General features: G+C 60.0%; 24 protein-coding genes. 18 read left to right on the top strand and 6 right to left on the bottom strand.

What is annotated here, in order from left to right:
- Window positions 1-97 precede the first annotated feature (97 nt).
- The 3 genes from fabB to ispB all read right to left on the bottom strand — a co-directional run bounded on the left by fabB (window position 98) and on the right by ispB (window position 3,192).
- Window positions 98-1,315, bottom strand: coding sequence for a beta-ketoacyl-ACP synthase I (gene fabB / locus IEX85_RS21765; protein WP_188862743.1), 1,218 nt, complete (start codon window positions 1,313-1,315; stop codon window positions 98-100).
- Window positions 1,316-1,581: 266 nt separating this feature from the next.
- Window positions 1,582-2,097: a 3-hydroxyacyl-[acyl-carrier-protein] dehydratase FabA gene (fabA, locus tag IEX85_RS21760; RefSeq protein ID WP_188862742.1), complete on the bottom strand. Its 516-nt coding sequence runs from the start codon at window positions 2,095-2,097 to the stop codon at window positions 1,582-1,584.
- Window positions 2,098-2,223: 126 nt separating this feature from the next.
- Complete coding sequence (ispB, locus tag IEX85_RS21755; RefSeq protein WP_188862741.1) at window positions 2,224-3,192, bottom strand: octaprenyl diphosphate synthase; 969 nt, start codon at window positions 3,190-3,192, stop codon at window positions 2,224-2,226.
- 338 nt (window positions 3,193-3,530) lie between these two features.
- Here ispB and rplU point away from each other — a divergent pair, with 338 nt between their 5' ends.
- The 5 genes from rplU to IEX85_RS21730 all read left to right on the top strand — a co-directional run bounded on the left by rplU (window position 3,531) and on the right by IEX85_RS21730 (window position 8,260).
- Window positions 3,531-3,842 (top strand): 50S ribosomal protein L21, encoded by a 312-nt coding sequence (gene rplU, locus IEX85_RS21750; RefSeq protein WP_188862740.1) that lies wholly within the window; start codon window positions 3,531-3,533, stop codon window positions 3,840-3,842.
- A 24-nt stretch (window positions 3,843-3,866) separates the two neighbouring features.
- Window positions 3,867-4,124: a 50S ribosomal protein L27 gene (gene rpmA / locus IEX85_RS21745; RefSeq protein ID WP_188862739.1), complete on the top strand. Its 258-nt coding sequence runs from the start codon at window positions 3,867-3,869 to the stop codon at window positions 4,122-4,124.
- Between the two features lie 186 nt (window positions 4,125-4,310).
- Complete coding sequence (cgtA, locus tag IEX85_RS21740) at window positions 4,311-5,507, top strand: Obg family GTPase CgtA (RefSeq protein ID WP_188862738.1); 1,197 nt, start codon at window positions 4,311-4,313, stop codon at window positions 5,505-5,507.
- 14 nt (window positions 5,508-5,521) lie between these two features.
- On the top strand, window positions 5,522-6,646 hold the full coding sequence (gene proB, locus IEX85_RS21735) for a glutamate 5-kinase (RefSeq protein ID WP_188862737.1): 1,125 nt from the start codon (window positions 5,522-5,524) through the stop codon (window positions 6,644-6,646).
- A 150-nt stretch (window positions 6,647-6,796) separates the two neighbouring features.
- Window positions 6,797-8,260, top strand: coding sequence for an IS1182 family transposase (locus tag IEX85_RS21730; RefSeq protein ID WP_188862736.1), 1,464 nt, complete (start codon window positions 6,797-6,799; stop codon window positions 8,258-8,260).
- A gap of 472 nt (window positions 8,261-8,732) precedes the next feature.
- Here IEX85_RS21730 and rpsT read toward each other — a convergent pair whose 3' ends face one another.
- Window positions 8,733-8,996 (bottom strand): 30S ribosomal protein S20, encoded by a 264-nt coding sequence (rpsT, locus tag IEX85_RS21725; protein ID WP_188862735.1) that lies wholly within the window; start codon window positions 8,994-8,996, stop codon window positions 8,733-8,735.
- Window positions 8,997-9,289: 293 nt separating this feature from the next.
- Here rpsT and murJ point away from each other — a divergent pair, with 293 nt between their 5' ends.
- The 5 genes from murJ (at window position 9,290) to IEX85_RS21700 (ending at window position 15,940) form a co-directional block, all read left to right on the top strand.
- Window positions 9,290-10,783, top strand: a complete 1,494-nt coding sequence (murJ, locus tag IEX85_RS21720; protein WP_229722059.1) for a murein biosynthesis integral membrane protein MurJ — start codon at window positions 9,290-9,292, stop codon at window positions 10,781-10,783.
- A gap of 216 nt (window positions 10,784-10,999) precedes the next feature.
- Window positions 11,000-11,923 (top strand): bifunctional riboflavin kinase/FAD synthetase, encoded by a 924-nt coding sequence (gene ribF, locus IEX85_RS21715; RefSeq protein ID WP_188862734.1) that lies wholly within the window; start codon window positions 11,000-11,002, stop codon window positions 11,921-11,923.
- Between the two features lie 208 nt (window positions 11,924-12,131).
- Window positions 12,132-14,948, top strand: coding sequence for an isoleucine--tRNA ligase (gene ileS, locus IEX85_RS21710; protein WP_188862733.1), 2,817 nt, complete (start codon window positions 12,132-12,134; stop codon window positions 14,946-14,948).
- Window positions 14,949-14,964: 16 nt separating this feature from the next.
- A complete protein-coding gene (lspA, locus tag IEX85_RS21705) occupies window positions 14,965-15,504 on the top strand; it encodes a signal peptidase II (RefSeq protein WP_188862732.1) in 540 nt (179 codons plus the stop codon).
- Between the two features lie 7 nt (window positions 15,505-15,511).
- The gene (locus IEX85_RS21700) at window positions 15,512-15,940 is read left to right on the top strand and encodes an FKBP-type peptidyl-prolyl cis-trans isomerase (protein WP_188862731.1); all 429 of its coding nucleotides are present in this window, start codon (window positions 15,512-15,514) and stop codon (window positions 15,938-15,940) included.
- A 102-nt stretch (window positions 15,941-16,042) separates the two neighbouring features.
- On the opposite strand, the gene IEX85_RS21695 is transcribed toward IEX85_RS21700, so the two are convergent.
- A complete protein-coding gene (locus IEX85_RS21695; RefSeq protein ID WP_308425682.1) occupies window positions 16,043-16,447 on the bottom strand; it encodes a type IV pilin protein in 405 nt (134 codons plus the stop codon).
- A gap of 72 nt (window positions 16,448-16,519) precedes the next feature.
- On the opposite strand from IEX85_RS21695, the gene IEX85_RS21690 reads away from it, so the two are divergent.
- The 6 genes from IEX85_RS21690 to IEX85_RS21665 all read left to right on the top strand — a co-directional run bounded on the left by IEX85_RS21690 (window position 16,520) and on the right by IEX85_RS21665 (window position 24,049).
- On the top strand, window positions 16,520-17,095 hold the full coding sequence (locus IEX85_RS21690) for a GspH/FimT family pseudopilin (RefSeq protein ID WP_188862767.1): 576 nt from the start codon (window positions 16,520-16,522) through the stop codon (window positions 17,093-17,095).
- A complete protein-coding gene (locus tag IEX85_RS21685) occupies window positions 17,089-17,787 on the top strand; it encodes a PilW family protein (RefSeq protein WP_188862730.1) in 699 nt (232 codons plus the stop codon). The genes IEX85_RS21690 and IEX85_RS21685 overlap by 7 nt, the downstream gene beginning before the upstream one ends.
- The gene (locus IEX85_RS21680) at window positions 17,784-19,088 is read left to right on the top strand and encodes a pilus assembly PilX family protein (RefSeq protein ID WP_188862729.1); all 1,305 of its coding nucleotides are present in this window, start codon (window positions 17,784-17,786) and stop codon (window positions 19,086-19,088) included. The genes IEX85_RS21685 and IEX85_RS21680 overlap by 4 nt, the downstream gene beginning before the upstream one ends.
- An 11-nt stretch (window positions 19,089-19,099) precedes the next feature.
- Entirely contained in the window at window positions 19,100-21,169 is a 2,070-nt protein-coding gene (locus IEX85_RS21675; protein ID WP_188862728.1) for a type IV pilus modification PilV family protein, read from the top strand.
- Between the two features lie 129 nt (window positions 21,170-21,298).
- Window positions 21,299-22,399, top strand: coding sequence for a glycine oxidase ThiO (gene thiO / locus IEX85_RS21670; RefSeq protein ID WP_188862727.1), 1,101 nt, complete (start codon window positions 21,299-21,301; stop codon window positions 22,397-22,399).
- Window positions 22,400-22,417: 18 nt separating this feature from the next.
- Window positions 22,418-24,049: an NAD+ synthase gene (locus tag IEX85_RS21665; RefSeq protein WP_188862726.1), complete on the top strand. Its 1,632-nt coding sequence runs from the start codon at window positions 22,418-22,420 to the stop codon at window positions 24,047-24,049.
- Between the two features lie 186 nt (window positions 24,050-24,235).
- Here IEX85_RS21665 and IEX85_RS21660 read toward each other — a convergent pair whose 3' ends face one another.
- Window positions 24,236-25,081: an outer membrane protein assembly factor BamD gene (locus tag IEX85_RS21660; RefSeq protein WP_188862725.1), complete on the bottom strand. Its 846-nt coding sequence runs from the start codon at window positions 25,079-25,081 to the stop codon at window positions 24,236-24,238.
- Between the two features lie 160 nt (window positions 25,082-25,241).
- Here IEX85_RS21660 and rluD point away from each other — a divergent pair, with 160 nt between their 5' ends.
- Window positions 25,242-26,225, top strand: coding sequence for a 23S rRNA pseudouridine(1911/1915/1917) synthase RluD (gene rluD, locus IEX85_RS21655; RefSeq protein ID WP_229722055.1), 984 nt, complete (start codon window positions 25,242-25,244; stop codon window positions 26,223-26,225).
- Window positions 26,216-26,941, top strand: a complete 726-nt coding sequence (gene pgeF / locus IEX85_RS21650) for a peptidoglycan editing factor PgeF (RefSeq protein ID WP_188862723.1) — start codon at window positions 26,216-26,218, stop codon at window positions 26,939-26,941. The genes rluD and pgeF overlap by 10 nt, the downstream gene beginning before the upstream one ends.
- The last annotated feature ends 33 nt before the right edge of the window (window positions 26,942-26,974 follow it).

The raw sequence follows: 26,974 nt of genomic DNA, 5'->3' as shown, positions 1-26,974 counted from the left end.
TAGCAGTCATACTGCAGATACAAAAAAGCCAGCCCAATGGGGCTGGCTTTTTTGTATGCGGCTCCTGCGTTTCGGGTGATTCCACCCTCGCCGGCGGTTAGCCTTTGTACTTCTGGAACACCAGCGTCGAGTTGGTGCCGCCGAAGCCGAAGCTGTTGGACATCACGCGCTCGAGGTTGGCGTTGTCGATGCGCTGGGTCACGATTGGCAGGCCTTCGGCTTCCGGGTCCAGTTCGTCGATGTTGGCCGAGGCGCAGACGAAGTTGTTCTCCTGCATCAGCAGGCAGTAGATCGCTTCCTGAACGCCGGTGGCACCCAGCGAATGCCCGGTTAGCGACTTGGTCGAGCTGACCGGCGGCATCTTGTCGTCGAAGACCTGTTTCATCGCCTTCAGCTCCTGGATATCGCCGGCGGGCGTAGAGGTGCCGTGGGAGTTGATGTAGTCGATAGAGCCCTCGACGGTGGACATCGCCTGCTGCATGCAGCGTACGGCACCTTCGCCGGACGGTGCCACCATGTCGTAGCCGTCGGAGGTCGCGCCATAGCCGACCAGTTCGGCGTAGATCTTGGCACCGCGGGCCTTGGCGTGCTCCAGGTCTTCGAGCACCAGCATACCGGCGCCGCCGGCAATGACGAAGCCATCGCGGTTGGCGTCGTAGGCGCGTGAGGCCTTCTCCGGCGTGTCGTTGTACTTGCTGGAGAGGGCGCCCATGGCGTCGAACATCACGCTCAGGGACCAGTGCAGTTCCTCGCCGCCGCCGGCGAAGACCACATCCTGCTTGCCGAGCTGGATCTGCTCCATGGCATTGCCGATGCAATGCGCGCTGGTGGCACAGGCGGAGGTGATGGAGTAGTTGACGCCCTTGATCTTGAACGGTGTCGCCAGACAGGCGGATACGGTGCTGCCCATGGTGCGGGTAACACGGTACGGGCCAACGCGACGCACACCCTTGGTGCGCAGGATATCGGCAGTCTCGACGATATCGGCCGAGGAAGCGCCACCGGAGCCCGCGATAAGACCGGTACGAACGTTCGAAACCTGGTCCTCGGTCAGGCCGGAGTCCTTGATGGCCTGGTCCATCGCCAGGTAGGCGTAGGCCGCCGCGCTGCCCATGAAGCGCAGCAGTTTGCGGTCAATCAGGGATTCAAGGTCCAGGTCGATGCTGCCAGCTACCTGGCTGCGGAAACCCAGCTCCTTGTATTCTTCCTGAAACTTTATGCCGGATCGGCCCTCTTTCAGAGACTCGAGGACGGACTCTTTGTCGGTGCCCAGACAGGACACGATCCCCATACCGGTAACAACGACACGACGCATGTGAGGCCTCTTGTGATTCACTCGGTTTAGATTCATTGCTGATAACAGGTCGCCTATTGTCCTTCAAAGCAGACCCGATGGCTACCTGTAATCGGCTTCCTGTCGTGACTGCCCGCCGGACTGTCGCTGACGGAATGCGAAAACGGCCCGGAACAGGTCGGCAGGCAACCTGTATCCGGGCCGTTTTGAAGCTCGCAGCAGGGTGCCTGTCTGAAAGCTTAGGCAGAAACCGCTCCTGCGTCCTCTGCCTGTGGCCAAGAGGCCTGTCAGAAGCTGTCGGTGGAGGTGAACAGGCCGACGCGCAGATCCTTGGCGGTGTAGATTTCGCGACCGTCGACGCTGACGCTGCCGTCGGCGATGCCCATGACGAGTTTGCGCTCGATCACGCGCTTGAGGTGAATGTTGTAAGTCACCTTCTTGGCGGTGGGCAGGATCTGGCCGGTGAACTTGACCTCGCCGGAACCCAGGGCGCGGCCGCGACCCTTGTTGCCACGCCAGCCCAGGAAGAAGCCAACCAGCTGCCACATGGCATCGAGGCCGAGGCAGCCCGGCATCACCGGGTCGCCCGGGAAGTGGCACTGGAAGAACCAGAGGTCCGGGTTGATATCGAGCTCGGCGATAATCTCGCCTTTGCCGTACAAGCCGCCTTCTTCGGCGATTTTGACGATGCGGTCCATCATCAGCATGTTGTCGACCGGCAGCTGGGCATTGCCCGGGCCGAACATCTCGCCATGACCGCAGCGCAGCAGGTCTTCGCGTTCGAAAGAGGAGGGTTTAGTCATTGGATACTTTAATCTGATGGTTTTTTATGCAAAGTGATATCTGGCGATTATAGCGGCTCAGGCAGGGCTAAGCACGCTTATTGCGCAATGGTGCGCTTTTCGCTGCAGATATCGCACAATTACGGCTTATCTGCTGCGGTTGACCGCCAGCTCGGCTATCTGTTCCAGGGTGTCGCGGAACGAGCTGGCCGGCAGCGCCTCCAGCGCGGCGACGGCACGGTCGGCCTCGCGCTGCGCGGCGGCTTTGGTGTAGTCGATGGCGCCGGTGCGGTGCACGATATCGAGGACCGGCTGCAGATCGTCGAGGCCGCCGGCTCTGATGCACTGGCGGATCAGCTGGCGCTCGTCTTCGTTGCCGGCCTTCATTGCCTGGATCAGCGGCAGCGTCGGCTTGCCCTCGGCAAGGTCGTCGCCGACGTTCTTGCCCATTTCCTCGGCGCTGGACAGGTAGTCCATAAGGTCGTCGACCAGCTGGAAGGCAATGCCCAGATGACGGCCGTACAGGCGCAGCGCCTCGCGCGCCTGCGCAGATGAGTCGGCGAGAATGGCGCCGGTCTCGGCCGCCGCCTCGAACAGGGTGGCGGTCTTGCCGAGGATGACCTGCATGTAGGCCTCTTCGCTGGTGTCGGGGTTCTTGCAGTTGAGCAGCTGCAGCACCTCGCCTTCGGCGATGACGTTGGTGGCGTCGGCAATCACGCGCATCACCTCCATGCTGCCGATTTCCACCATGACCTGGAAGGCGCGACTGTAAAGAAAGTCGCCGACCAGGACGCTGGGGGCATTGCCCCAACGGGCGTTGGCGGTATCCTTGCCGCGGCGAAGCTCGGAATTATCGACGACGTCGTCGTGCAGCAGGGTGGCGGTGTGGATGAACTCGATGATCGCTGCCAGCGGGATATGGTGCTGTCCCTGATAGCCGCAGGCATTGGCGCCGAGCAGAACCAGCAGAGGGCGCAACCGTTTGCCGCCGCTTTCGACAATGTAATGGCCGATTTTCTCGACCAGCGGGACCGTCGACCCGAGGTGGTTGATAATGTAGTCGTTAACGGCTTCGAACTGAGGCTCGATCTCGGGGTTGAGCTGATGTGGCTGCATGGGACGGTCTGATCTGTACGATTTGTATGCGCGCCATGCTAGGGGGTGCCTGCAAGGGTGTCAAGAAAGCGCCCGGGGCAGCCGCGCCCCGCGGCGAATAAATGGATTGCCCCCGTGCGATGTCGTCGCCATGACATCCATGACGGTGCGGTGCACTTCGCGTACCGACACCCTACCCGCTCACCACTACACTCACGCCGAGCTTGAACATGCGATCGCATTGCTATAGAATCTCGCGCCCTGAGCTCATCCAACTTTAGCTCCCTACCATAGGGGTCGACCCTTAGAAGTAGGTTCTTGTATTCCAGTAGCCGGATGGGCATGACTTGGAGAAAGAAATGTACGCAGTGATTGTCAGCGGTGGCAAGCAGTACCGCGTTCAGGAAGGCCAGACCCTGAAGCTGGAAAAGCTGCAGGCCGAGCTGGGTTCCAGCGTTGAATTCGATCGCGTGTTGCTGGTTGGTAACGGCGACGACGTTAAAGTGGGCGCGCCGGTGGTTGACGGTGCCAAGGTAACCGCTGAAGTGGTCGAGCACGGCCGTGGCGCCAAGGTGCAGATCCTGAAGTTCAAGCGTCGTAAGCACCACATGAAGCGTCAGGGTCACCGTCAGTGGTTCACTCAGGTGAAAATCACTGGTATCAGCGCCTAAGGCAACCGGATCAGGAGATAGATAATGGCTCACAAAAAAGCTGGTGGTTCTACTCGTAACGGCCGCGACTCAGAGTCGAAACGTCTTGGCGTCAAGCGCTACGGCGGTCAGGCAGTCGTAGCCGGCAACATCCTCGTGCGTCAGCGTGGCACCAAGTTCCACGCCGGTGAGAATGTTGGCCTGGGTCGTGACCACACTCTGTTCGCCAAGGCGGACGGCGTAGTAAAGTTCGAAGTTAAAGGCCAGGGCAAGCGCAAGTACGTCAGCATCGTACCCGCGTAAACCGGTTTTTAGCGTTCTGAAAAAGCTCCGCCTCTGCGGGGCTTTTTTTGTTGGGATCAAATGCAGTTAGCAGATAACAGTTGACAGTCAGCAGGGAAAGAAATCGCTGGACACCAATAACTGTTCACTGTCCACTGTTTACTGTTCGCTCACGCAGCGGTCAGTTCGTTGCGGGGAGGTTAGGTAATGAAGTTTGTCGATGAAGCGCTGATATCGGTAGAAGCCGGCAAGGGCGGTAATGGCTGCATGAGCTTTCGGCGCGAGAAATTCGTCGCCAAAGGCGGCCCTGACGGCGGTGACGGCGGCGACGGCGGTTCTGTTTTTGTCGAGGCGGACAGCGCCCTCAATACGCTGATTGATTTCCGTTTTACCCGTCACTACAAGGCGCAGAACGGTCAGAACGGCATGGGGCGGCAGTGCACCGGTGCCAAGGGCGAGGATCTGGTGCTGAAGCTTCCGGTTGGTACCACCGTTGTCGATCAGGACACCGGCGAAGTGCTGGCGGACCTGGTGCGCGAGGGTCAGGTCGAGAAAATCGCACAGGGTGGCTTCCACGGTCTGGGCAACACCCGCTACAAGAGTTCGGTCAACCGTGCGCCACGCCAGACCAGTAATGGTACGCCGGGCGAGGCCCGCAATCTCAAACTGGAGCTCAAGGTGCTGGCAGATGTGGGGTTGCTGGGGTTGCCGAATGCCGGCAAGTCCACCTTTATCCGTTCGGTCTCGGCGGCGAAGCCGAAGGTCGCCAACTACCCCTTTACGACCCTTGTGCCTAATCTCGGGGTGGTGCGCACGGAAAGTCACCGCAGCTTCGTGATCGCCGATATACCCGGCATTATCGAGGGCGCGTCCGAGGGGACGGGGCTCGGCATTCGCTTCCTCAAACATCTGGCGCGTAATCGCCTGCTGCTGCATCTGGTCGATATGGCGCCCTGGGATGAGCAGACGCCTGAAGAGGCGGCTGTGGTGGTCGCGAACGAGCTGGAGAAATTCAGTCCGACCCTGGCGGCGCAGCCGCGCTGGCTGGTGCTCAACAAACTCGACATGGTGCCGGAAGAGGAGCAGGATGCGCGCTGCCAGGCGGTTGTCGACGCGCTTGGCTGGGCGGGACCTGTGTATCGGGTGTCGGCGCTGAACAAGACCGGCGTCCAGGAACTGGTGCATGATATCCAGAACCTGCTCGATCGCCGCGCCGAGGAAATCGCCGAAAACCCGGAGCTGGAAGAGCAGGAGCGCGAGATTCGTGCGCAGATCGATGTCGAGGCCCGGGAGTGCGTCGAGTCGATGCGTGAGGCGATTCGGGCGCGTAAGTCCGGTGAAGATGAAGACTGGGATGATTTCGACGATGACGACTACGATGTCGACGTCGAGTGGGTTCGCTGACAGAGGGTAGTTCGGTGTCCAGGGGTAGGAACAGGCTGAGCAGTGGTGGTCGCTGGGTCGTCAAGATCGGCAGTGCGCTGTTGACCAATGACGGTCGGGGACTGGATCAGGCGGCAATCGCGCACTGGGTCGATCAACTGGCGGCATTGCGCGCCGGTGGGCTGGAGTTGCTGCTGGTGTCCTCCGGTGCGGTCGCCGAGGGGATGTCGCGCCTGGGCTGGGCTGACCGGCCGCACGAGATGTTCAAGCTGCAGGCGGCGGCGGCGATCGGGCAGATGGGCCTGGTGCAGGCCTACGAGGCCAATTTTCAACGCCACTCCACCCACACCGCGCAGATTCTGCTGACCCATGAGGACCTGTCGAACCGCAAGCGTTATCTGAACGCGCGCGCCACGCTGCGCGAGCTGCTGCGGCTTGGGGTGGTGCCGGTGGTCAACGAAAACGATACCGTGGTAACCGATGAAATCCGCTTCGGTGACAACGATTCGCTCGGCGCGCTGGTGGCCAACCTCATCGAGGCGGACGGGCTGATTCTGCTGACCGATCAGAGTGGTCTCTATACCGCGGATCCGCGCAGCAATCCCGATGCCGAATTCGTTCACGAGGCGCGGGCCGAGGACGATGCGCTGGTGGCAATGGCTGGCGGTGGCGGCAGGCTTGGGCGCGGCGGTATGGCGACCAAGGTGCGTGCTGCGCGTCTGGCGGCACGTTCCGGCGCGGTCACCGTGATTGCCAGCGGGCGCGAGCCCGAAGTGCTGCTGCGTCTGCGGCGCGGCGAGCCCGTCGGCACGCTGCTGATACCGGAGCGCAGCCGCGAGGCGGCGCGCAAACAGTGGATTGCCGGGCATCTGCAGGCGCGCGGTACTCTGGTGCTGGACGCCGGCGCCGTGGCGGCGGTACGCGAAAGGGGCAAGAGTCTGCTGCCGGCCGGGGTGCGCGATCTGTCGGGCGATTTTTCGCGCGGCGAGATGGTGATTCTGATGGACGAGAATGCCCGCATCGTCGGGCGCGGTCTGGCGAATTATGGCGCGGACGAGGCGCGTCGGATCATTGGCCGGCCCAGCACCATGATCGAGCAGCTGCTCGGTTACATGGCGGAAGAGGAGCTGGTGCACCGGGATAACCTGGCGCTGGCGTGATTGGTTGTGGGAGCGGCGCCTCGCAGCGAATAGGGTTGGTACGACGGTTAAAAGGTGGCAGTCGTAGGTGCCCCTGAGCGAAGAGGCTGTGAAAGTATTTTTTCGGCTAAAATCCTGCGCTTAGTCTGAATGGCCAGCGAGGGCCGGCATATGGGACGGCGCTACAAGGAAGGTCCATCGCGGCATCAGCTGCTACTGATGCCGCCTTCTATCGAAGAATATGTCGACGTTGACAGCAAAGTCAGAGCCATCGACGTGTATGTGAGCACTCTGGATCTGGAAAAGCTGGGCTTTCAGAATGCCGGCGGCGAGCTGTCGGCCGGACAGCCCGCTTTTGAGCCGGCGGCCCTCTTGAAGCTCTACCTCTGGGGCTACCTTAACCGCACCCGCAGCTCTCGCCGGCTAGAGCGGGAGACTTACCGTAACCTGGAAGTGATCTGGTTGCTGAACCAGCTGCATCCCAGCTACAAGACCATCGCCGATTTTCGCAAAAACAACCCGACCGCCCTGAAAGCCGTCAATAAAGACTTCATCCTGCTCTGTCGAGAGCTATCGCTGTTTGGTGCCGAGTTGGTCGCTATCGACAGTGCCTTTATGGAGGGCAATGCCTCCAAGGCCAGCATCCAGACCCGCACCAAACTGAAACGCCTGCAGGCCAAGCTTGAAGCGGACATCGAGGCTTGGCATACCACACTGGCTCAAGGAGACCGGCAGGAGGCCCAGGCGGCGCAGGATGAGGAAGCAATGCAGGACAAACTGGCACGGCTGAAGCGGCACTTGCAGCATTGCCAGCAGGATATGGAACACTTGGAGGCGAGCGGCGAGACCCAGCTGTCCCGAACCGACCCGGACGCTCGCTTGTTGAACAAGAAGACCGATAAGGGCCCCACGGCTGGCTTCAATGTACAGTGTGCCGTGGACAGTCAGCACGGTCTGATTATTGCCAGCGATGTAGTCAACGACGGCAACGACCAGAACCAACTAGCCCGGATGGCCCTGCAGGCCAAAGAGAACTTGGGGACGAAAAACCTCGAGGTGGTGGCTGATAGCAGTTATTACAATCAACTGGAGCTAAAGGCTTGCGAAGACGCGGACATCACCCCGTTTGTGGCGATCAGCCAGAGAGGTAAGCACGACGGGCGCTTCGGCCGCGAGGACTTTATCTATGATCCGGACAGCGACTGCTATCGATGTCCGGCTGGCAACGTGCTCAAATTCTCATGCATGGGCAAAACCAACAACGGCAAGCAGATGAGGCGCTATATCAGCAGTCGCACAGACTGTAAGTCCTGTCCGTTGCGAGGTCAGTGCTTGAAAGAAAAATCCAACCGCAGACAGCTCCAGCGCTGGGAACATGAGGAAGTCGTGGAACGGCATCAACAGCGGATGGAAACCGAGGGCGAGGCTTACATGAAGCAACGCGCGGCACTGGCTGAACATCCCCTGGGCACCATCAAAATGTGGGCCGGCTGGACACACTTCCTGTGCCGGGGACTAGACAAGGTCCGCGCCGAGTTCAGCCTGATGACGCTGAGTTACAACTTCACGCGGGTACTCAATATCCTGCCGGACCTGGAAAGGTTCCGGGAGTACTGCGAAAAGCGGGTGGCGTGAAGCCATCAGGTCTTGTTTTGCTCTAATCGCAATGCCTTCTGAGACGATCCATGACTGCCGGTGCAACAATGGAAGCACCGGCGCCTAACCAATTCGCGGCGAGGGCGCCGCTCCTACGCAGCCCGAGAGCTCGCGGCGCCGGACAGGGTGAGGCCGGTTCGCAAGATATCGAATACTTTCACAGCCTCGAAGCGAACGGCACCGTAAAAGCCGGCACGTTTCGTCGTTATTTGCTCCTGCAATAACGATCTTCCCGCCATCCATGGCGGTTGCTGCGCTCAAGGATGCCCTACATGGGCTGTCGCGGGTCCGTAACCTGGAATGAGCCTACGGCGAATTCCGGGATTTAACGTGTGAATTCCGGATTAACGCGTAACCCGTCACCCGTCACCCGTAGACACAAAAAAACCGGCCGAAGCCGGTTTTTTCTTGAGCGCCGGAAAACGCTTGCCGGCGCCGAGTCTTTGCGTGATTACGCCAGTGCTTTGATGCGGGCGTTCAGGCGGCTCTTGGTGCGGGCGATCTGGTTCTTGTTGAAGATGCCCTTGTTGACAGAGCTGTCCATGATCGGCTGAGCGACCTTGAAGGCTTCTGCGGCAGCAGCCTGGTCGCCGCCGTCGATTGCCTTGACAACTTTCTTGATGTAAGTGCGCACCATGGAGCGCAGGCTAGCGTTATGCTGGCGACGCTTCTCCGCCTGGCGAGCGCGTTTACGAGATCCTGCGGAATTTGCCACAGTCCGGCTCCTTAAACGTTGATTGGTTAGGTCCCGGCGGTGGATGCCGAGAAATTAAGACGCGAGATTATTCCTTCTCGCTGGCCCGATGTCAATAAAAGAGCGGAATTTTTAACCAGGTCGCAGTATGATGCCGGGCGCGGCAGGGTGGCAGAGCGCACGGCGAATGCCACCATGGATGGCGTAAGGCGTAAGGCGTAAGGCGTAAGGCGTAAGGGGGCGTGGTGGCGGAAACGAAGGTACAAACCGGCAAGGGAAGCAGTTTGCTGCGCTCCAGCGGCGTGGTGGGGCTGATGACGCTGCTGTCCCGGGTGCTGGGCCTGGTGCGCGATGTGGTGGTGGCGAGCTATTTCGGCGCCTCGGGCAGCGCCGACGCCTTTTTCGTGGCGTTCAAGATCCCCAACTTTCTGCGTCGCCTGTTCGCCGAGGGCGCCTTTTCGCAGGCCTTCGTGCCGGTGCTGTCGGAATATCGCACTCAGCGCAGCCTGTTCGATGTCCAGCAGCTGGTGAACCGGGTGGCCGGGAGCCTGGGCTCGGTGCTGATCAGTCTGACGCTGCTGGCGGTGGTTGCGGCGCCGGTGCTGACCGCGCTGTTCGCGCCGGGGTTCTATCTGCACGACAGCGAACGTTACGAACTCGCGTCCGAGATGCTGCGCATCACCTTTCCCTACCTTGCGCTGATTTCCCTGACGGCCTTTGCCGGCGCGATCCTCAACAGCTACGAACGCTTCGCGGTGCCGGCTTTCACGCCGGTGCTGCTCAACGTCTGCCTGATCGGTGCCGCGGTGTGGCTGAGTCCCTGGTTCGAGGAGCCGATCTTTGCGCTGGCCTGGGGCGTGCTGGCGGCCGGTTTCGTGCAGCTGATGTTTCAGCTGCCGTTTCTCTGGCGTATCCGGCTGCTGCCGGTGCCGAGGCCGGATTTCGGCGACCCTGGTGTGCGGCAGATTCTCAAACTGATGCTGCCGGCGCTGTTCGGTGTCTCGGTGGCGCAGGTCAATCTGCTGCTCGATACCGTGCTGGCGTCTTTTCTGCAGACCGGCAGCGTCTCCTGGCTGTACTACTCGGACCGGCTTTCGGAGCTGCCGCTGGGCGTGTTCGGCATCGCCATCGCCACCGTGATTCTGCCGAGCCTGTCGCGCAAGCACGCCGCCAAGTCGGCCGAGCAGTTCGCCCATACGCTCGACTGGGCGGTGCGGATGGTGCTGCTGATCGGGCTGCCGGCGGCGCTGGCGCTGGTGCTGCTGGCCGAGCCGCTTCTGATCACGCTGTTTCATTACGGCGCGCTCACCGAGCGCGATGTCGCAATGGCGGCGGGCAGCCTGCGCGCCTACGGCTTTGGTCTGCTGGCGTTCATGCTGATCAAGGTGCTGGCGCCGGGGTTCTTCTCGCGCCAGGACACCAAGACGCCGGTGAAGATCGCGGTGATCGCGATGACCGCCAACATGGTGATGAATCTGGTGCTGATCTGGCCGCTGGCTCACGTCGGGCTGGCGCTGGCGACGTCGCTGTCGGCATTCCTCAATGCCGGGTTGCTGCTGCGCGGCCTGCTTCGTGACGGCGTCTTCCGCTGGCAACCGGGCTGGCCGCTGTTGCTGCTGCGTCTGCTGGCTGCCAATCTTGTGATGGCGGCGCTGTTGCTTTACCTGAGTCCGGCGGTGGAGCAGTGGCTGGGCTGGGGGCTGTATCAGCGCGCCTGGCAGATGGGGCTGCTGGTGGTGCTTGGGGCCGGGCTCTATGGCGCAGTGCTGCTGCTGTGCGGCCTGCGGCTGCGTCACCTGCGCGCCTGAACTGGACAAAGCTGCCCGGCAGGATAGGGCGGGCGCGATTGCTGGTCGGATCTGGCACGTTTCGCTGTGCTCAAGGTGCCCTACGTGTATTTCGCGCCTGAGCCTGGACGTGCCACCTACAACCCGCCACACGTCACCCCGCCGCCGGGCGGTACTCGTGGCGTTGCATCTGCGTTATAATCCGGCGGTTTATTTTCAGGCTATGGCTTGCGTTTGATGGAACTGATCCGGGGATTACATAACCTGCGGGACAAGCACCGCGTCTGTGTCGCGACCATCGGCAACTTCGATGGTGTGCACCGCGGGCACGTCAAGGTGCTCGACCAGGTCAAGGCCAAGGGGCTCGAACTCGGTCTGCCGACGGTGGCGATTATCTTCGAGCCGCAGCCGCGCGAGTTCTTTGCTGGTGCCGAGGCGCCGCCGCGCCTGACCCGCTTCGACGAGAAGGTTCGGCTGCTGCGGGATCAGGGCGTCGACCGCGTGCTTTGCCTGCCGTTCAACGACCGTCTGCGCAGCATGTCGGCCGCCCGTTTCATCGACGAGTTGCTGCTGGAAGGGCTGGCGGTGAGGCACTTCGTGGTCGGCGACGATTTCCGCTTCGGCTGCGATCGCAAGGGCGACTACGCCATGCTGGAGCAGGTGGGGCGGGAGAAGGGCTTCAGCGTCGAGCATATGGAAACCTACCTGCTCGACGGCGAGCGCGTCAGCAGTACCCGGGTGCGTCTGGCGCTGCAGGCCAACGACCTGGACGGCGCACAGCGTCTGCTGGGCTGGCGTTACCGTATCTGTGGCCGGGTGATGCACGGGCAGAAACTCGGGCGGACCCTCGGCGTTCCGACGGCGAACGTGCGCATGCACCGCTTCGCGGCGCCGCTGCGCGGGGTCTATGCGGTGCGGGTCCGGATCGGCGACGGCAGCATCCATCCGGGGGTCGCCAATATCGGCATGCGCCCGACCGTGCACGGTACCCAGCCGGTTCTGGAGGCCCATCTGTTCGATTTTACGGGCGACCTCTACGGCCAGCTGCTGAACGTCGAGTTCGACGCCTTCATCCGCGACGAGCGCAAGTTCGACGGTCTCGAACAGCTGAAGCAGCAGATTCAACAGGACATCGATGCGGCCCGGGCATTGCTGACCTGACCCGATCGTCTGACAGGCTGTTGAAAAGCGCTAGCGAGGCCGCTAGCGCAAACGGAACGCCGCCCGGGCAAAAATTGGCGAAGCGAGTGAGTTTATGCAGTATAAATGATCGAGATGAGCCAATTTTTAACGCAGCGATAGCAACGTAGGTAGTTTTTCAGCAGCCTGTCAACACGGGCTGGAACCGCATAACTTCAAGCGACACGACATGACCGACTACAAAGCGACATTGAACCTGCCGGAAACGGCATTCCCGATGCGCGGCAACCTGCCGCAGCGCGAGCCGGCGCGACTGGCGCGCTGGAACGAGATCGATCTGTACGCCAGACTGCGTGAAGCGGGCAAGGGCCGGGAACAGTTCATCCTGCATGACGGCCCTCCCTACGCCAACGGCAATATTCACATCGGTCATGCCGTGAACAAGGTCATCAAGGACATGATCGTCAAGTCCAAGACGCTGGCCGGCTTCGACGCCCCCTACGTGCCGGGCTGGGACTGCCACGGTCTGCCGATCGAACACAAGGTCGAGACCCTGATCGGCCGTGCCGGCGACAAGGTGCCCTACAGCGAATTCCGCCAGAAGTGCCGTGACTACGCTGCCGAGCAGGTTGCCGGGCAGAAGGCCGACTTCATCCGCCTGGGTGTGGTCGGCGACTGGGACAACCCCTACCTGACGATGAACTTCGACACCGAAGCCAACATCGTGCGCGCGCTCGGCAAGATCATCGAGAACGGCCACCTGATCAAGGGCTACAAGCCGGTGTACTGGAGCGTGGTCGGTCAGTCGGCGCTGGCCGAGGCCGAAGTCGAGTATCAGGACAAAACCTCGACCGCGATCGACGTGCGCTTCAGCTTCGCCGATCAGGCCGCGGCGCTCGGCAAGTTCGGATCCGACGCGGGCGAGGGTCCGGTGTCGCTGGTGATCTGGACCACCACGCCCTGGACCCTGCCGGCCAACCAGGCGGTATCGCTGAATGCCGAGCTCGACTACGCGCTGGTGCAGGTCGAGATCAACCAGGGCCCCGAACGCATCGTCGTCTCGGCGGACATGCTCGATGACATCATGGCGCGCTGGGGCGTCGACAAGTTCGAGAAACTGGCGACCTGCAGCGGCAAGTCGCTGGAGCGCCTGGTGCTTGAACATCCGTTCTACGACCGCCAGGTGCCGGTGATCCTGGGCGAGCACGTCACCACCGATGCGGGTACCGGTGCCGTTCACACCGCGCCGGATCACGGCATGGAAGACTTCGTGGTCGGTCAGGAGTACGGCCTCGGCACCCTGAACCTGGTTCAGGCCAACGGCACCTATACCGACGCCGCCGGCGAGTTCGCCGGTGTGCACGTCTACAAGGCCGACGGCCCGGTGGTCGATGCGCTGGAGCGCGAAGGCAAGCTGGTGCATCTGAAGCGTTTCGAGCACAGCTATCCGCATTGCTGGCGCACCAAGACCCCGCTGATCTACCGCGCCACGCCACAGTGGTTCGTGTCGATGGACGCCAGGGGACTCAAGGCCCAGGCGCTGGACGCCATCAAGGGCGTCAGCTGGTTCCCGGAATGGGGCCAGAACCGCATCGAGGCGATGGTCGAGCAGAGCCCGGACTGGTGCGTCTCGCGCCAGCGTACCTGGGGCGTGCCGATTACCGTATTCACTCACAAGCAGACCGGCGAGCTGCACCCGCGTACCGCCGAGCTGATCGAGCAGGTTGCCCGGGAGATCGAGAAGGGTGGCATCGATGCCTGGTTCGAGCTGAGCGCCGAGTCGCTGCTGGGCGATGAAGCCGCCGATTACGACAAGGTCACCGACACTCTGGACGTCTGGTTCGACTCCGGCGTCACTCATCACGCGGTGCTGCGCCAGCGTGAAGAGCTGCGTTTCCCCGCCGACCTCTACCTCGAGGGTTCGGACCAGCACCGCGGCTGGTTCCAGTCGTCGCTCAAGACCTCGATCGCGATCAACGGCTGCGCGCCCTACAAGCAGGTGCTGACCCACGGCTTCACCGTCGACGAGAAGGGCTACAAGATGTCCAAGTCGCTCGGCAACGTCATCGCGCCGCAGGAGGTCACCGACTCGCTCGGCGCCGATATCCTGCGCCTCTGGGTTGCCGCGACCGACTACTCCGGCGAGATGGCGGTATCCAAGCAGATCCTGCAGCGCACCGCCGACAGCTATCGCCGCATCCGCAACACCGCGCGCTTCCTGCTGGCCAACCTCAACGGCTTCGAACCTGAGCGCGATGCCGTGGCGCCGGCGGACATGCTGGCGCTGGACCGCTGGGCAGTCGATGCGGCCTACCAGCTGCAGCAGAAGATCGCCGCGGCCTACGACAGCTACCGCTTCCTCGAAGTCTATCAGCAGGTACACCACTTCTGCGTGCAGGAGCTGGGCGGTTTCTACCTCGACATCATCAAGGACCGCCAGTACACCACCCAGGCCGACAGCCTGGCGCGTCGCTCCTGCCAGACCGCGCTCTACCATATCGCCGAAGCGCTGACCCGCTGGGTCGCACCGATCCTGAGCTTCACCGCCGAGGAGATCTACGAAGTGCTGCCGGGCGAGCGCAAGGAAAGCGTCTTCCTGAGCACCTGGTACGAAGGGCTGTTCGAGCTGGCGGCGGACGACGCCTTTGGTCGCGAGTTCTGGAACCGTGTGCTGGACGTCAAGACCGCGGTCAACAAGTGCCTCGAGGATGCCCGCAACGAGAAGCTGGTGAAGGCATCGCTGGCATCCGTCGTCACCCTCTACGTCGACGACAGCCTGAAGGCGGACCTTGAGCGCCTCGGCGACGAGCTGCGCTTCGTGCTGCTGACCTCCAAAGCGGAGCTGGCGCCGATGGCCGATGCCGCGGACGCGCGTGACACCGATGTGACCGGGCTCAAGGTCGCCGTGGCGGCCTCGGAAGAGGCCAAGTGCGGTCGCTGCTGGCACCATCGTGCCGATGTTGGCCAGAACGAGGCGCATCCGGAACTCTGCGGTCGCTGCGTCGACAACGTCGAAGGCGATGGCGAAGTACGCCACTTTGCCTGATCAACGAGCGGGGCTGATGACCGAACTGCACCGTACCGACGCCCGTATCCGTCAGCCGGACCGGCCGGGGTCTTCCCTGGTCTGGCTCTGGCTGTCGGCGCTGGTGCTGATCCTGGATCAGGCCAGCAAGTGGCTCGCCGAGCACTACCTGGAATACGCCGACCCGCACCGCCTGCTGCCGGTGTTCGACCTCACGCTGCTGTACAACCGCGGCGCGGCCTTCAGCTTCCTGGCGGAAGCCGGGGGCTGGCAGCGCTGGCTGTTCGCGCTGGTGGCGCTGGTGGTCAGCGTCGCGCTGGTGATCTGGATGAAGCGCACCTCGCGCGTACACTGGTGGCTCGGTATGGGCCTGTCGCTGCTGCTCGGCGGGGCACTGGGCAACCTCTACGACCGGGTCGTGCTCGGCCATGTCGTCGACTTCATCTCGCTGCACTGGGGGCCCTACTACTTCCCGGCCTTCAACCTGGCGGACAGCGCCATCACCGTCGGCGCCGCGCTGCTGATCATCGATATGCTGTTCTTCGAGAAACGGCGCCGCCCCCAACCCACGGATTAAGGCAAGTATGACTGATCAGACCATCGGTCCCGGCAAGACCGTGACCCTGCATTTCGCCATCCGCCTCGAAGACGGCCAGCTGGTCGATTCCAACTTCGACGCTCAACCCGCCACCTTCACCGTCGGCGACGGCAACCTGCTCGAAGGCTTCGAGCAGTCGCTGTTCGGCCTGGCGCCGGGCACCGAGGAAACCCTGACCATCAGCCCGGAAAAGGGCTTCGGCCAGCACAACCCGGCCAACATCCAGCGCATGCCGCGCAGCCAGTTCAAGGACATGGACCTCGAGCCCGGCCTCGTCGTCAGCTTCCAGGAACCCGGCGGCGAGCTGCCGGGCATCGTCAGCTCCTTCGATGACCAGGTCGTCTACGTCGACTTCAACCACCCGCTGGCGGGGAAGACGCTGCTCTTCGACGTGAAAATTTTGCGGGTTGAGTGATGGGAAACTGAAAAACGCTGCCGATGGCAGCGTTTTTCGTTGCAAGCTGTGGTGGCACTCGTAGGAGCGGCGCCTCGCCGCGAACTGTTCTGCTGCGGCTGTTTAGCGTTTCCAACAAGACGCATCTGTTCCAAAGTCATTGCTTTGGTTGAGGGTTAAAACGGTACAAGGGGTATCATTAACTTGGTCGGTACCTGCTTTGGCTGTGGCTCTCACCTCGTAAGCGGAGCTCGTCGCGACAGGGATGGTGTAGTTGTAGAAGTTATCGGAGGTCGTGATTCCGAGACCCGCTGACGCCAATTCCCCTACTGTGCCATAATCGTTGTTGTACGCCCGATAACGCTCCTGTGCGATCTGGGCCGCCAGCAGGTGGGATTGTGCGTCCGCTCTGCGTCCCTTGCGCACGTAGTCCATGTAGGCCGGATAGGCGAACATGGCAATGATCGCTATCACGACCACGACGATCATCAACTCGATCAATGTAAAACCGCGAGCGGAAGAGTTCACTATAGTTCCCTCGAATTGCTATCCTTAGTGTTGCAGTATGCTAACACTCTAGCAGAAGGAATTGACAAGGCCATGGCGTGTGATTTTTCGGGGCGGGGTGCTGTGAAACTCAGGCGCCAGATGGGCGTGACGCTAATCGAGTTGCTCGTCGCGCTTGCTGTGCTGGCGGTCTTCGTCACGATTGGTATTCCGACCTTCAACGCCATCTTCGAAAAGAAGCGCCTTTCGGGAGCCGCGCAGGCGCTTTATGCCGACCTGCAGTTTGCGCGTGCCCAGGCGATCAAGTCGAATAAGGATATTGCGGTTAATTTTAGGGAAACTACTCCCACAATTCCTTGGTGCTATGGCATTACCGATACAGAGCCATTTTCCGACTGTGACTGTGTTGCCAGTGCCGCCAGTTGCATGGTGGAGGGTATCCAGAGGGTCGTGTCCGTCGATGAATTCCCGAATGTAAGCCTGGATGAGAACTTTTCCAGTAGCACGGTTGAATTTGACCCTGTGAGAGGAGGGCTGAAGGCCGGGGTGACCAACGGTACAGCAAGTTTTGAAGATACGGATGGCAGGAAAATCAATGTAGTGCTGTCGCCGAGTGGCAGAGCCCGGCTTTGCTCTCCGACCGGCTATGCGGGGTACGAGTCATGCTGATGCGGCAGAGAGGTATCTCGCTTATTGAGCTGATGATCGCGATGGTGCTTGGGTTACTAATCGCGGCGGTGGTTATCAGCATGTACGGCACCACCATAGCCAGTACTCAGCAGGCGATGACTACGATTCGGCTCAACCAGGAACTGCGGATTGCCATGGATACGATCGTCCGGGACATCCGCCGTGCTGGCTATTCGACGGTGGATGCTGTCTCTGACAATCCGTATCGGGATTTGGTGCGAGTAACAAGCAGTGCCACAGGCCCGCTCGCGGTGTTTCTGAACGACAGCACGGCGTTGGCGGATACGGATACCCAGGGTAGTTGTATTCTGCTGGGCTACGAGTCGACTTTCGATACCGCCAGCGGAGGTGAGCGCATAGCCGGTTTTCGCCATGATACGACTGATAACACCATCGAAGCGATGTGGGGCGTGATCGCCTCTGCATCCCAGCCGGCAACGGTCTGTAACGGGTTCGGTAGTTGGTATAACCTCCTTGACGAGAATACCGTAAGCGCCAGCGTCAGTTTTATTCTTCGCGATGATGCGGTTGCCTATACGCCTGTATCGGTTGCTTCCTTCGCCCAGGGAACGGTCAAATCTATCCGTGTCGCCATATCTGCTGACTCACTTATTGATCCTAATATAAGCGCCGAACTGGTTGAAGATGTGCGTATTCGAGGTGATCTATGAGAACTTCTATTGGGCTGCTGTCTTCAATCGGTTGCTCACAGCTTGAATATAGGCAACGGGGGGCGGCGACGTTATTCGTCACGGTTATCATTTTGGCGCTCCTTCTTGTTATCGCTGTAGTTTCAGCAAAGATAGGAATGTTCGAACTTAAAACCTCAGCGAATACCAACCGGGCCAAAGAGGCGTTGCATGCGGCAAATGGCGCGCTTGACTATGGCGTTCAACGATACCTGCTAGATGAGGCTTGGGCAGGCTCGGAAACTTTTCAGATTAATGGCGCTTCGGTATCTGTTTCGGCTACGACTTCATCGGGATTCGCCAGTGTTGTTGCAGAGGGTGAGTCGTTGGATGGAACTGGACATGCGAAAGTCCGGGAGCAATACGGCTCTGTACCAGTTTTCGATCCGGGTAAAATTCCTCCGGTAATGGCTAATGGGACGTTTGATCCAAATGGAAACTTTACAATAATAGGTAATCCGAACGGCGCCGGTGATCCCAATAATCCAAATAATAATACCTACCTTTCAGCGTGGACCGCGGATACGCCTGTGGCCGGTGGTACCGGAAGTTGGCAAACATGCAATGTGACAGAGTACCTTAACTCCAAGGCCACAAATGCTGCGAGTGCCTATTCTTATTATGGCGGTGGCGAGTTTATAGCCTGTGAGAGTTGCAGTTGTACAGCAGCTGTTGCTGAGTGTACGGGGGATGAATTTAGAACGTATCTCCAGTGCGATGATATTATTGAAGGGAATACGACGGATACCTTTGCAAATACATTTAACCTGCTGGATGTCGATGGAAACCCTGACCCAGGCGCATGGCAAAGAATTAAGAGCTACGCCGAACCCATGACTTGTGCGCAAATTGATGGCGCCGATGTCGGTGCTATCTTCTATGGTGGGGCTAGAGATGGTGATTTTCCCATTATCTGGGTTGATGGAGATTGCACAATCAATGGAGGAACCATCGCCAGCTATGATGAACCCGTAATCGTAGTAATTCACGGAGACGTTACGCTTAGCGGTAACTTTAGATTATGGGGCATCGTTTTTGCGTTTTCGGATATCTACACTGAAACGTGGGGAGATCCCCATCCGAATGACTCTCCATCGACTGTCTTGAGTGTCAACGGTACCGGCGTTGTTTATGGTAGCCTCCTGACGAACGGAGATGTAGACCTGGGGGCTGGCACCTATACTCTCTACTACTCAAAAAGCGTATTGGACAATATCGGGGCAGGTACTAGTGTGCTGGAAATTGCCCGAAAGCAGGGCAGTTGGTCGGACTTCGATAATTGAGGATCTTTGTTATGAACTTTAAGGATAAAAAGGTCCGTGGCTTTACACTGATCGAAGTGCTTATTTCTCTTGTTGTCGCGGTTGTAGGTATTGTGGCTGTACTTCAGCTTCAGGGTGTATTTCTTGGGGTTTCTTCAGAGTCTCAGAAACGTGCTGCCGCTACAGCACTGGCAGAACGTGAAATAGAAGCTCTTCGAAATTTCAAGGACCTTGAAGACTATAAACTCATCGGGGTTGTACCAGCGGCATCAGCTTCCACAGTCTCCTATGAAAATTTTGACTTTAGCGTTTGGCGAGACGTAACGGCCTACAATGTTGTCAGTGGAGGGGTTAGTGCAGTTTCTGATGCGACAGCCTCATTGTCGGACTATAAGGAAGTTATCTTGTTTGTTTCGTGGGATACGGCAGATAAGCCTATCGAATTGGCATCCATTATAGGGGCTGTAAACCCAGGGGTTCCTGCGTTGCCGGATACCGCTTATGGTGGTTCAATCCCAAGACGGATTCACAATCCGGGCCTAGCGCCTGATGTTATTTCTGTTGATGTTGGGGATGGTAAGAAAAAAGAGACTTCAAAGCCACTGCCGACGGTCTACCAGCAGGGTCAGACTGGTGATAGTACCGTTGTGACTTTTGAAGTGGTTACCTACGACTCGGACCTTAAAACCGAGCGTATAGACGACTTTTTGACGGTAAGCTGTGTCTGCAAATTGGTTACTAATGGTTCTGGGTTGCCGCCTGCAGAGGTGGTCTATAATTCGAGTTCTCAGAAGCTGGAAGATGATTATCCACTACCGCAGTCCGGCTTGGTATCGAAAGCTTCCGGTATAGTTGATACGGACTATGATTCGAGCCAGCCGAATATCTGTATCGACTGTTGCCGAGATCATCATGACTCTAGCTCTGTCGATACCAAATACCGTTGGTACTGGCCAGATAATGCAACCTACTTTAACGGATCTGGTGATCACAAGCATTACTGGAGCGAAGATGGCGTATCATTTGCGTTAGCATCGACTAATAACGCTAGATATCGAGAAGTATGCCGGTTCAAGCGGATGGACGGCATATACCGCCTGATGAAGGATTGGAAACTGATGGACCTTACAGTTATGCCATCTAGCTATCTGGCATCAGGGGCTTTGGGTAATGCTGCTTATAGCCAGTATGTGGTGGATTATGTCGAACAATTGGTCGATGCAGGAAATTTGACAGATGCGTCAGCAGTATCGTTGGCCAAGCCGAGCGGTAGGGATCTTACGGGTACCGCCTCTGTTGCAGTAGGTTCCAGTACCCAGGTTCAGGCTCGAGGGATTTTTGTTGATGATCTGCCATGGTCAAGCGATACGACATTGTCGGCTCTATCCTTCATCCAGTCGCTAAAAACAGCATCGGCGGCTTGGTTGGATAAAGTGCCTTTTTATGAAATCAACCTGGCATTGCTATCTAATTGGCATCCTTCAGATGCGACTATTGCTACAGTGGAAAACGATCCAGTTACGACGATCACAAATCCAAACCTTAATTACTATGGTGTCTATTTTCGCGGCTTAACAACTGGTGTCAGCATGGGGGTAACCAGTATTGAGGCTGAATCGCTTATCACCAATACAGGGGTGGTTGGGCATAGAAGAGCGGATGTCAGCAACCCTATCGACCCGAATGGTGTGAGTATGGCAACAGATCCTATTTTTGAAACGGATGGTGCTGGAAACTACACTAATACATTAAGTGATTCCATTCAGGTAGAAGTGACTGATAACGTTTCTGGTTTGACTAATATATCTGGCACATTTGCGTGTATACGCGCCGACAATAGTGCTTGCGGTGGTTCAAATAAGGCAAATCTTAGTTTGGTATTCATAAGTAAGAACACTGGTGGTAATTGTACAATTACCGGTAGTGGGAATATCGATAATTTCACATGGGAGTGTAATGATATTTCGGAGGCTGGCTATGCGACTGTATTTAGTACTGCGTCTTATGAGTTTTCGTTAAGCGAGGCGTCACTTGCGACGAGTTCGGTGCAGATACCTGCGACTACAACTCCTCCGATATCGATACTGATAGTGGTACCTTGATACTCCATATGACGAGGCCCATCAAACTCATAACTTGATGGGTCTCGTTTTCCTGATCTGAGTCGACTAGCATCCTCCCCGCCAACCCGTCAAAATACCCCTAACACTTAGCCGGTCGGAAGGGGAGCAATGTCGGATTTTCTGGTAGTAGGCGGCGGCGTGATCGGGATGCTGACGGCGCGGGAGCTTGCGCAGTCGGGGGCTTCGGTCACGCTGGTGGAGCGCGGGCTCTGTGCCCGGGAGTCGACCTGGGCCGGGGGCGGGATCGTATCGCCGCTCTATCCCTGGCGCTATAAAGAGCCGGTAACCCAGCTGGCGACCTGGTCGCAGTCGAGCTATATCCATCTGTCGCAGGACCTGTTCGAGGAAACCGGGATCGATCCGGAGCTGCGTCAGAAGGGCATGTTCATGGTGTCGGTCGACGACGAGGCCGAGGCGCTTGAATGGGCCGCACGCTTTCGCCGGCCGATGCTGCAGGTCGATGCCGAATTTCTCTATCGCAAGGAGCCGCATCTGCGCCCGGGGCATGAACGCTCGCTCTGGATGCCGGAGGTGGCGAGTATTCGCAATCCGCGTCTCGGCCAGGCGCTGCGCCGCAGCCTCGAACTGAACCCCCGTATTGAACTGATCGAGCAGGCCGGTAGCGCCGAGCTACTGCTGGATGGCGAGCAGGTCGTCGGTGTGCGTACCGACAAAGGCGAGTTCCGGGCCGGGCAGACTGTGCTGGCCGCTGGTGCCTGGACGGGGGAGCTGCTGGCGCCGCTCGGGCTCGAGCTGCCGGTGGAGCCGGTGAAAGGTCAGATGATGCTGTTCAAAGCGCCGGTCGGGCTGGTTAACCGGGTGGTGCTGTTGGGCGGGCGTTACCTGATCCCGCGCAACGATGGCCGGGTGCTGGTCGGCAGTACCCTGGAGCGGGTCGGCTTCGACAAGCAGGCCACGGAGGATGCTCGGGATTCGCTCTATCGCACCGCAATCGATATACTGCCGCAACTGGCGGATTATCCCGTCGAGCATCACTGGGCGGGGCTGCGTCCCGGCTCGCCCGAAGGCATCCCCTTTATCGGTGCGGTGCCCGGTTATCGCGGGCTGCATGTCAACGCCGGTCAGTACCGCAACGGTCTTGTGCTGGCCCCGGCGTCGACGCGGCTGATGGCGGACCTGCTGCTCGACCGGACGCCGATCATCGATCCCGAGCCTTACCGCCTGTCCGGTCGGCTGGCACTGAACTGACAAGAGCTTTTCGCATCCATGAGCACTTCCATTCGGGTCATGATGGCCCAGATCAATACCCTGGTGGGTGACATTCCGGGCAATACCCAGCGCGTGATCGACGTTGCCCTGGAAGCCCGCAATCGCCACCGCGCCGACGCGGTATTGTTTCCCGAGCTGACGCTCTCCGGCTACCCGCCGGAAGACCTGCTGCTGCGTCCGAGTATCCGCAACCGCATCGACTCGGCGATCAGAAGAATCTGCGAGGAAGTGCGTGATATTCACGTCGTGGTGGGCTATCCGCGCTACCGCGATGGCGGGCTCTACAATATGGCAGGCGTGATCTACAACGGTGAGGTGATTGCCGAGTACGCCAAGCAGTGCCTGCCGAACTACCAGGTATTCGACGAGATGCGCTACTTCGTCGCCGGTGACAAGCCCTGTGTGTTCGAGCTCAAGGGCGTGCCGTTGGCGCTGACCGTCTGCGAGGACCTCTGGCACAGCGGACCGGCGCTGCAGGTGGCCGAACAGAATGCCCGGCTGATGCTGAACCTCAACGCCTCTCCGTTCCATATCGACAAGTCCCGTCAGCGGCTGCAGCTGCTGAGCGAGCGTGCGCGCCAGGCTAACTGCCCGATCCTCTATCTGAACCAGGTTGGCGGTCAGGATGAGCTGATTTTCGACGGCGGCTCCAAGGTAATCGCCGCCGACGGTACCCATATCTTTCAGGGGCGCTTTTTCGAAGAGGATTTCTACCTCGTCGACTACAGCGACGAGGATCAGAGCCTGAGCGTGCCGGGAGAGGAGTTCACGCCCTTCCCGACGGTGGAGCAGAGCACCTACGAGGCGCTGGTGCTCGGCGTGCGCGATTACGTCAACAAGAACGGTTTCAAGGGTGTGGTGCTGGGGCTCTCCGGCGGCATCGACTCGGCGGTGACGCTGGCGGTGGCGGTCGACGCCCTCGGCCCCGATCGGGTCGAAGCGGTGATGATGCCCTTCCGTTACACCTCGTCGATGAGCCTCGAGGACGCCGAGGCCGAGGCCGACACCCTGGGCGTGCGATACAGCGTGATTTCGATCGAGCCGATGTTCGAGGCCTTCATGACGCAGCTCGAGGACGAGTTCAGCGGCATGGCCAAGGACACCACCGAGGAGAACCTGCAGGCCCGTTGCCGCGGCGTGCTGCTGATGGCGATTTCCAACAAGAAGGGCTATCTGGTATTGACCACCGGCAACAAGAGCGAGATGGCGGTGGGCTATTCGACGCTTTACGGCGACATGGCCGGCGGTTTCGATGTGCTGAAGGATGTACCCAAGACGCTGGTCTATCGCATCGCCGAGTACCGCAACGGTCTGTCGCCGGCGATTCCGCAGCGCGTGATCGACCGCCCGCCGTCGGCGGAGCTGGCGCCGGATCAGAAGGACCAGGACAGCCTGCCGGATTACGATGTGCTGGACCGAATTCTCGAGCTTTATATCGAACGCGATTACAGCGCCCACGCCATCATTGCCGAAGGCTTCGACGAGGCGGTGGTGAACCGCGTGATCCGCCTGGTGGACATCAACGAGTACAAGCGCCGTCAGGCGCCGGTGGGCGTGCGTATCACCCAGCGCGGTTTCGGTCGCGACCGTCGTTACCCGATTACTTCCGGCTGGAAGGCGGGCGACTGATCGCGGTCTGGCGATATCCCATAACAATAAAGGCACCGGAAGGCGCCTTTATTGTTTGCGGTGTTATGGAAGGATAGTTTTTTGGTAGGAGCCCACTCCGTGGGCGAATCGTTTTCGTTTCAGCAGGTGATCATTCGCTCGCGGAGCGAGCTCCTACGTTTTCAATGTTCCCGCCATTCAAGGCGGTCACTCGGCCCGCTCGGGCGCCGGTACTTCGCCTTCGTCACCGAACAGGCCGAAGGTCGCGGTCTCGAGAAGCGAGGCTTCGCGCTTGCGGCTGGATTTGTACTCGAAGTCCGGGAAGTTGGCCTTGAGGATTTCCTGTGCGTTGGCGGCCAGGTCGGTCATGCCTAGTTCGGTGTAGGCATCCGCCATGATGGCCAGCGCGGTCGGCACGGCAGGGGTTTCCTGCAGGTTTTCGACCACGTAGCGGCCGCGGTTGGCGGCGGCGACGTAGGCGCCTCGCTTCATGTAGTAGTTGGCAACGTGCACCTCGTACTGTGCCAGCCGGTTCTTCAGGTACTGCATGCGCTTGAGCGAGTCCGGCGCGTACTGGCTTTCGGGATAACGGTTGACCAGAGTCGAAAAGCTTTCGAACGATTCCAGCGCGGCGCCCGGGTCACGCTTGCTCTCGTCGATAGGGAAGAAGCGGGCGGTCAGCGAGCGGTCCTCCTCGAACGAGGTCAGGCCCTTGAGATAGTAGGCGTAATCGATGTTCTCATGGTTCGGGTGCAGGCGGACGAAGCGGTCGGCGGCGGCGCGGGCGGCTTCCGGCTCGTAGTTGCGGTAGTAGGCGTAGATCAGCTCGAGCTGCGCCTGCTCGGAGAAGCGACCGAAGGGGTAGCGGGCCTCCAGCAGCTGAAGCTTCTCGACGGCCAGGGTAAAGTTGCCGGCATCCAGCGCGCTCAGCGCCTCGGAGTAGAGCTGCTGTTCCGGGATATCCGGCTCTTCCTCTTTATCGCCGCCGAACATGGAGCAGGCGGACAGCATGGAAAACAGTGTCAGGATGCCGATGACTTTGACAAAACGCATGTTGATGAGTCCCGATTGCCTACAGCGATACTTAAGTCCGTCCATGGGAGAGGCTCCCTTGCCGGTTTCGGTTATACTGGGCGAGTTAATCCAAAAGTCCGGCTTATTTAAACACAACCGGAACCCAAGCCAAAACATCCTGCTGAATAACATATCCCCGATGTCAGAACAGAAACCTGAACAGGTTCAACTCGAGGCACGCGTATCCGACGAGCAGGTCGGCATGCGACTCGACCAGGCGATTGCACAACTATTTCCCGACTACTCGCGCTCCCGCCTGCAGGGCTGGATCAAGGACGGCTGCGTGAGCGTCGACGGCGAGCAGAAACGCCCCCGCGACAAGCTGCTGGGGGGCGAGCTGATTCGCGTCGAAGCCGAGCTCGAACGGATCGAGGGTCACAAGGCGCAGGATATCCCGCTGGATATCGTCTACGAGGACGAGGATATTCTGGTACTGAACAAGCCCGCCGGGCTGGTGGTGCATCCCGCGGCCGGTCATGCCGACGGCACCCTGCTCAATGCCCTGCTGCATCACAGCCCCGAGATCGCCCAGGTGCCCCGCGCCGGTATCGTGCACCGACTCGATATGGATACCACCGGCCTGATGGTGGTGGCCAAGACGATCCAGGCCCAGACCGAGCTCGTTGGCCAATTGCAGGAGCGCTCGATGGGGCGCGAGTACGAGGCGGTGGTGCAGGGTGTTATGACCGGCGGCGGCATGGTCGACGAGCCGATGGGCCGGCACAACCGCAATCGTCAGAAGATGGCGGTGGTGGCGATCGGCAAGGAGGCGGTGACCCACTACCGCGTGCTGCACAGATACCGCGCCCATACCCATATCCGGCTCAAGCTCGAAACCGGCCGTACCCACCAGATCCGCGTGCACATGGCGCATATCAACTACCCGCTGGTCGGCGACCCGCTCTACGGCGGTCGCTTCCGCCTGCCCAAGGGTGTTGGCGAGTCACTGATAAAGGAGCTGCGGGGTTTCAACCGCCAGGCGCTGCACGCCAAGAAGCTCGAGCTCTGGCATCCGTCGACCGGCGAACTGATGTCCTGGGAAGTGGATCTGCCTGGCGATATGCAGCAATTGCTTGCAGCGCTGCAGCGTGACCTGCGCGAAGAAGAGGACCTATGGAACTGATCGTTCCGGACTGGCCGCTGTCGTCGCGGGTCGGTGCCTGCGTCTCGACGCGTGACGGCGGTGTCAGCGAGGGTGTTTTCAGCGGCCTCAACCTGGGCGACCACGTCGGTGACGATCCTCTTAAGGTGGCCGAGAACCGGCGCCGACTGATCGCGGAACTGGGGCTAGAGTATCCGGCGCAGTGGCTGCGTCAGGTGCACGGCACCGGCGTGGTCGAGTCGCGGGACGATGGCGAGGTCAGGGAGGCCGACGGTTGCTGGAGCGACCGTCCCCGGCAGGCCTGCATCGTGATGACCGCGGATTGTCTGCCGGTATTCTTCAGCGACGGCGACCGGGTGGCCGTCGCCCATGCGGGCTGGCGCGGCCTGGTGGTCGGCGTGCTGGAGCGTACGCTGGCGGTGTTCGCCGAGCCTGCCCGGGTGCACTGCTGGCTGGGGCCGGCGATCGGCCCGTCGGCATTCGAGGTCGGCGACGAGGTGAGGGCCGCGTTCTGCGCCGCACAACCCGGGGCCGCCGGTGCTTTCGTGGCCCGTGCGGATCATCCGGGCAAGTGGTTCGCCGACCTTTACCGGCTGGCCCGCCAGCGTCTCGAACTGGCAGGCGTGGCGTCCGTCGGTGGCGGCAATTTCTGCACCTTCAGCGATCCGCAGCGTTTCTATTCCTATCGCCGCGACGGTGAAACCGGCCGCATGGCCAGTGTGATCTGGCTGAAGTGAACGTGGGAGCGGCGTACCCAAACTTACGGGCAC

The sequence above is a fragment of the Marinobacterium nitratireducens genome (genome assembly GCF_014645375.1).
Classification (GTDB): domain Bacteria; phylum Pseudomonadota; class Gammaproteobacteria; order Pseudomonadales; family Balneatricaceae; genus Marinobacterium_A; species Marinobacterium_A nitratireducens.
The sequence above is the reverse complement of the archived record's forward strand: the minus strand, read 5'-3'. Positions and strand labels throughout refer to the sequence as shown.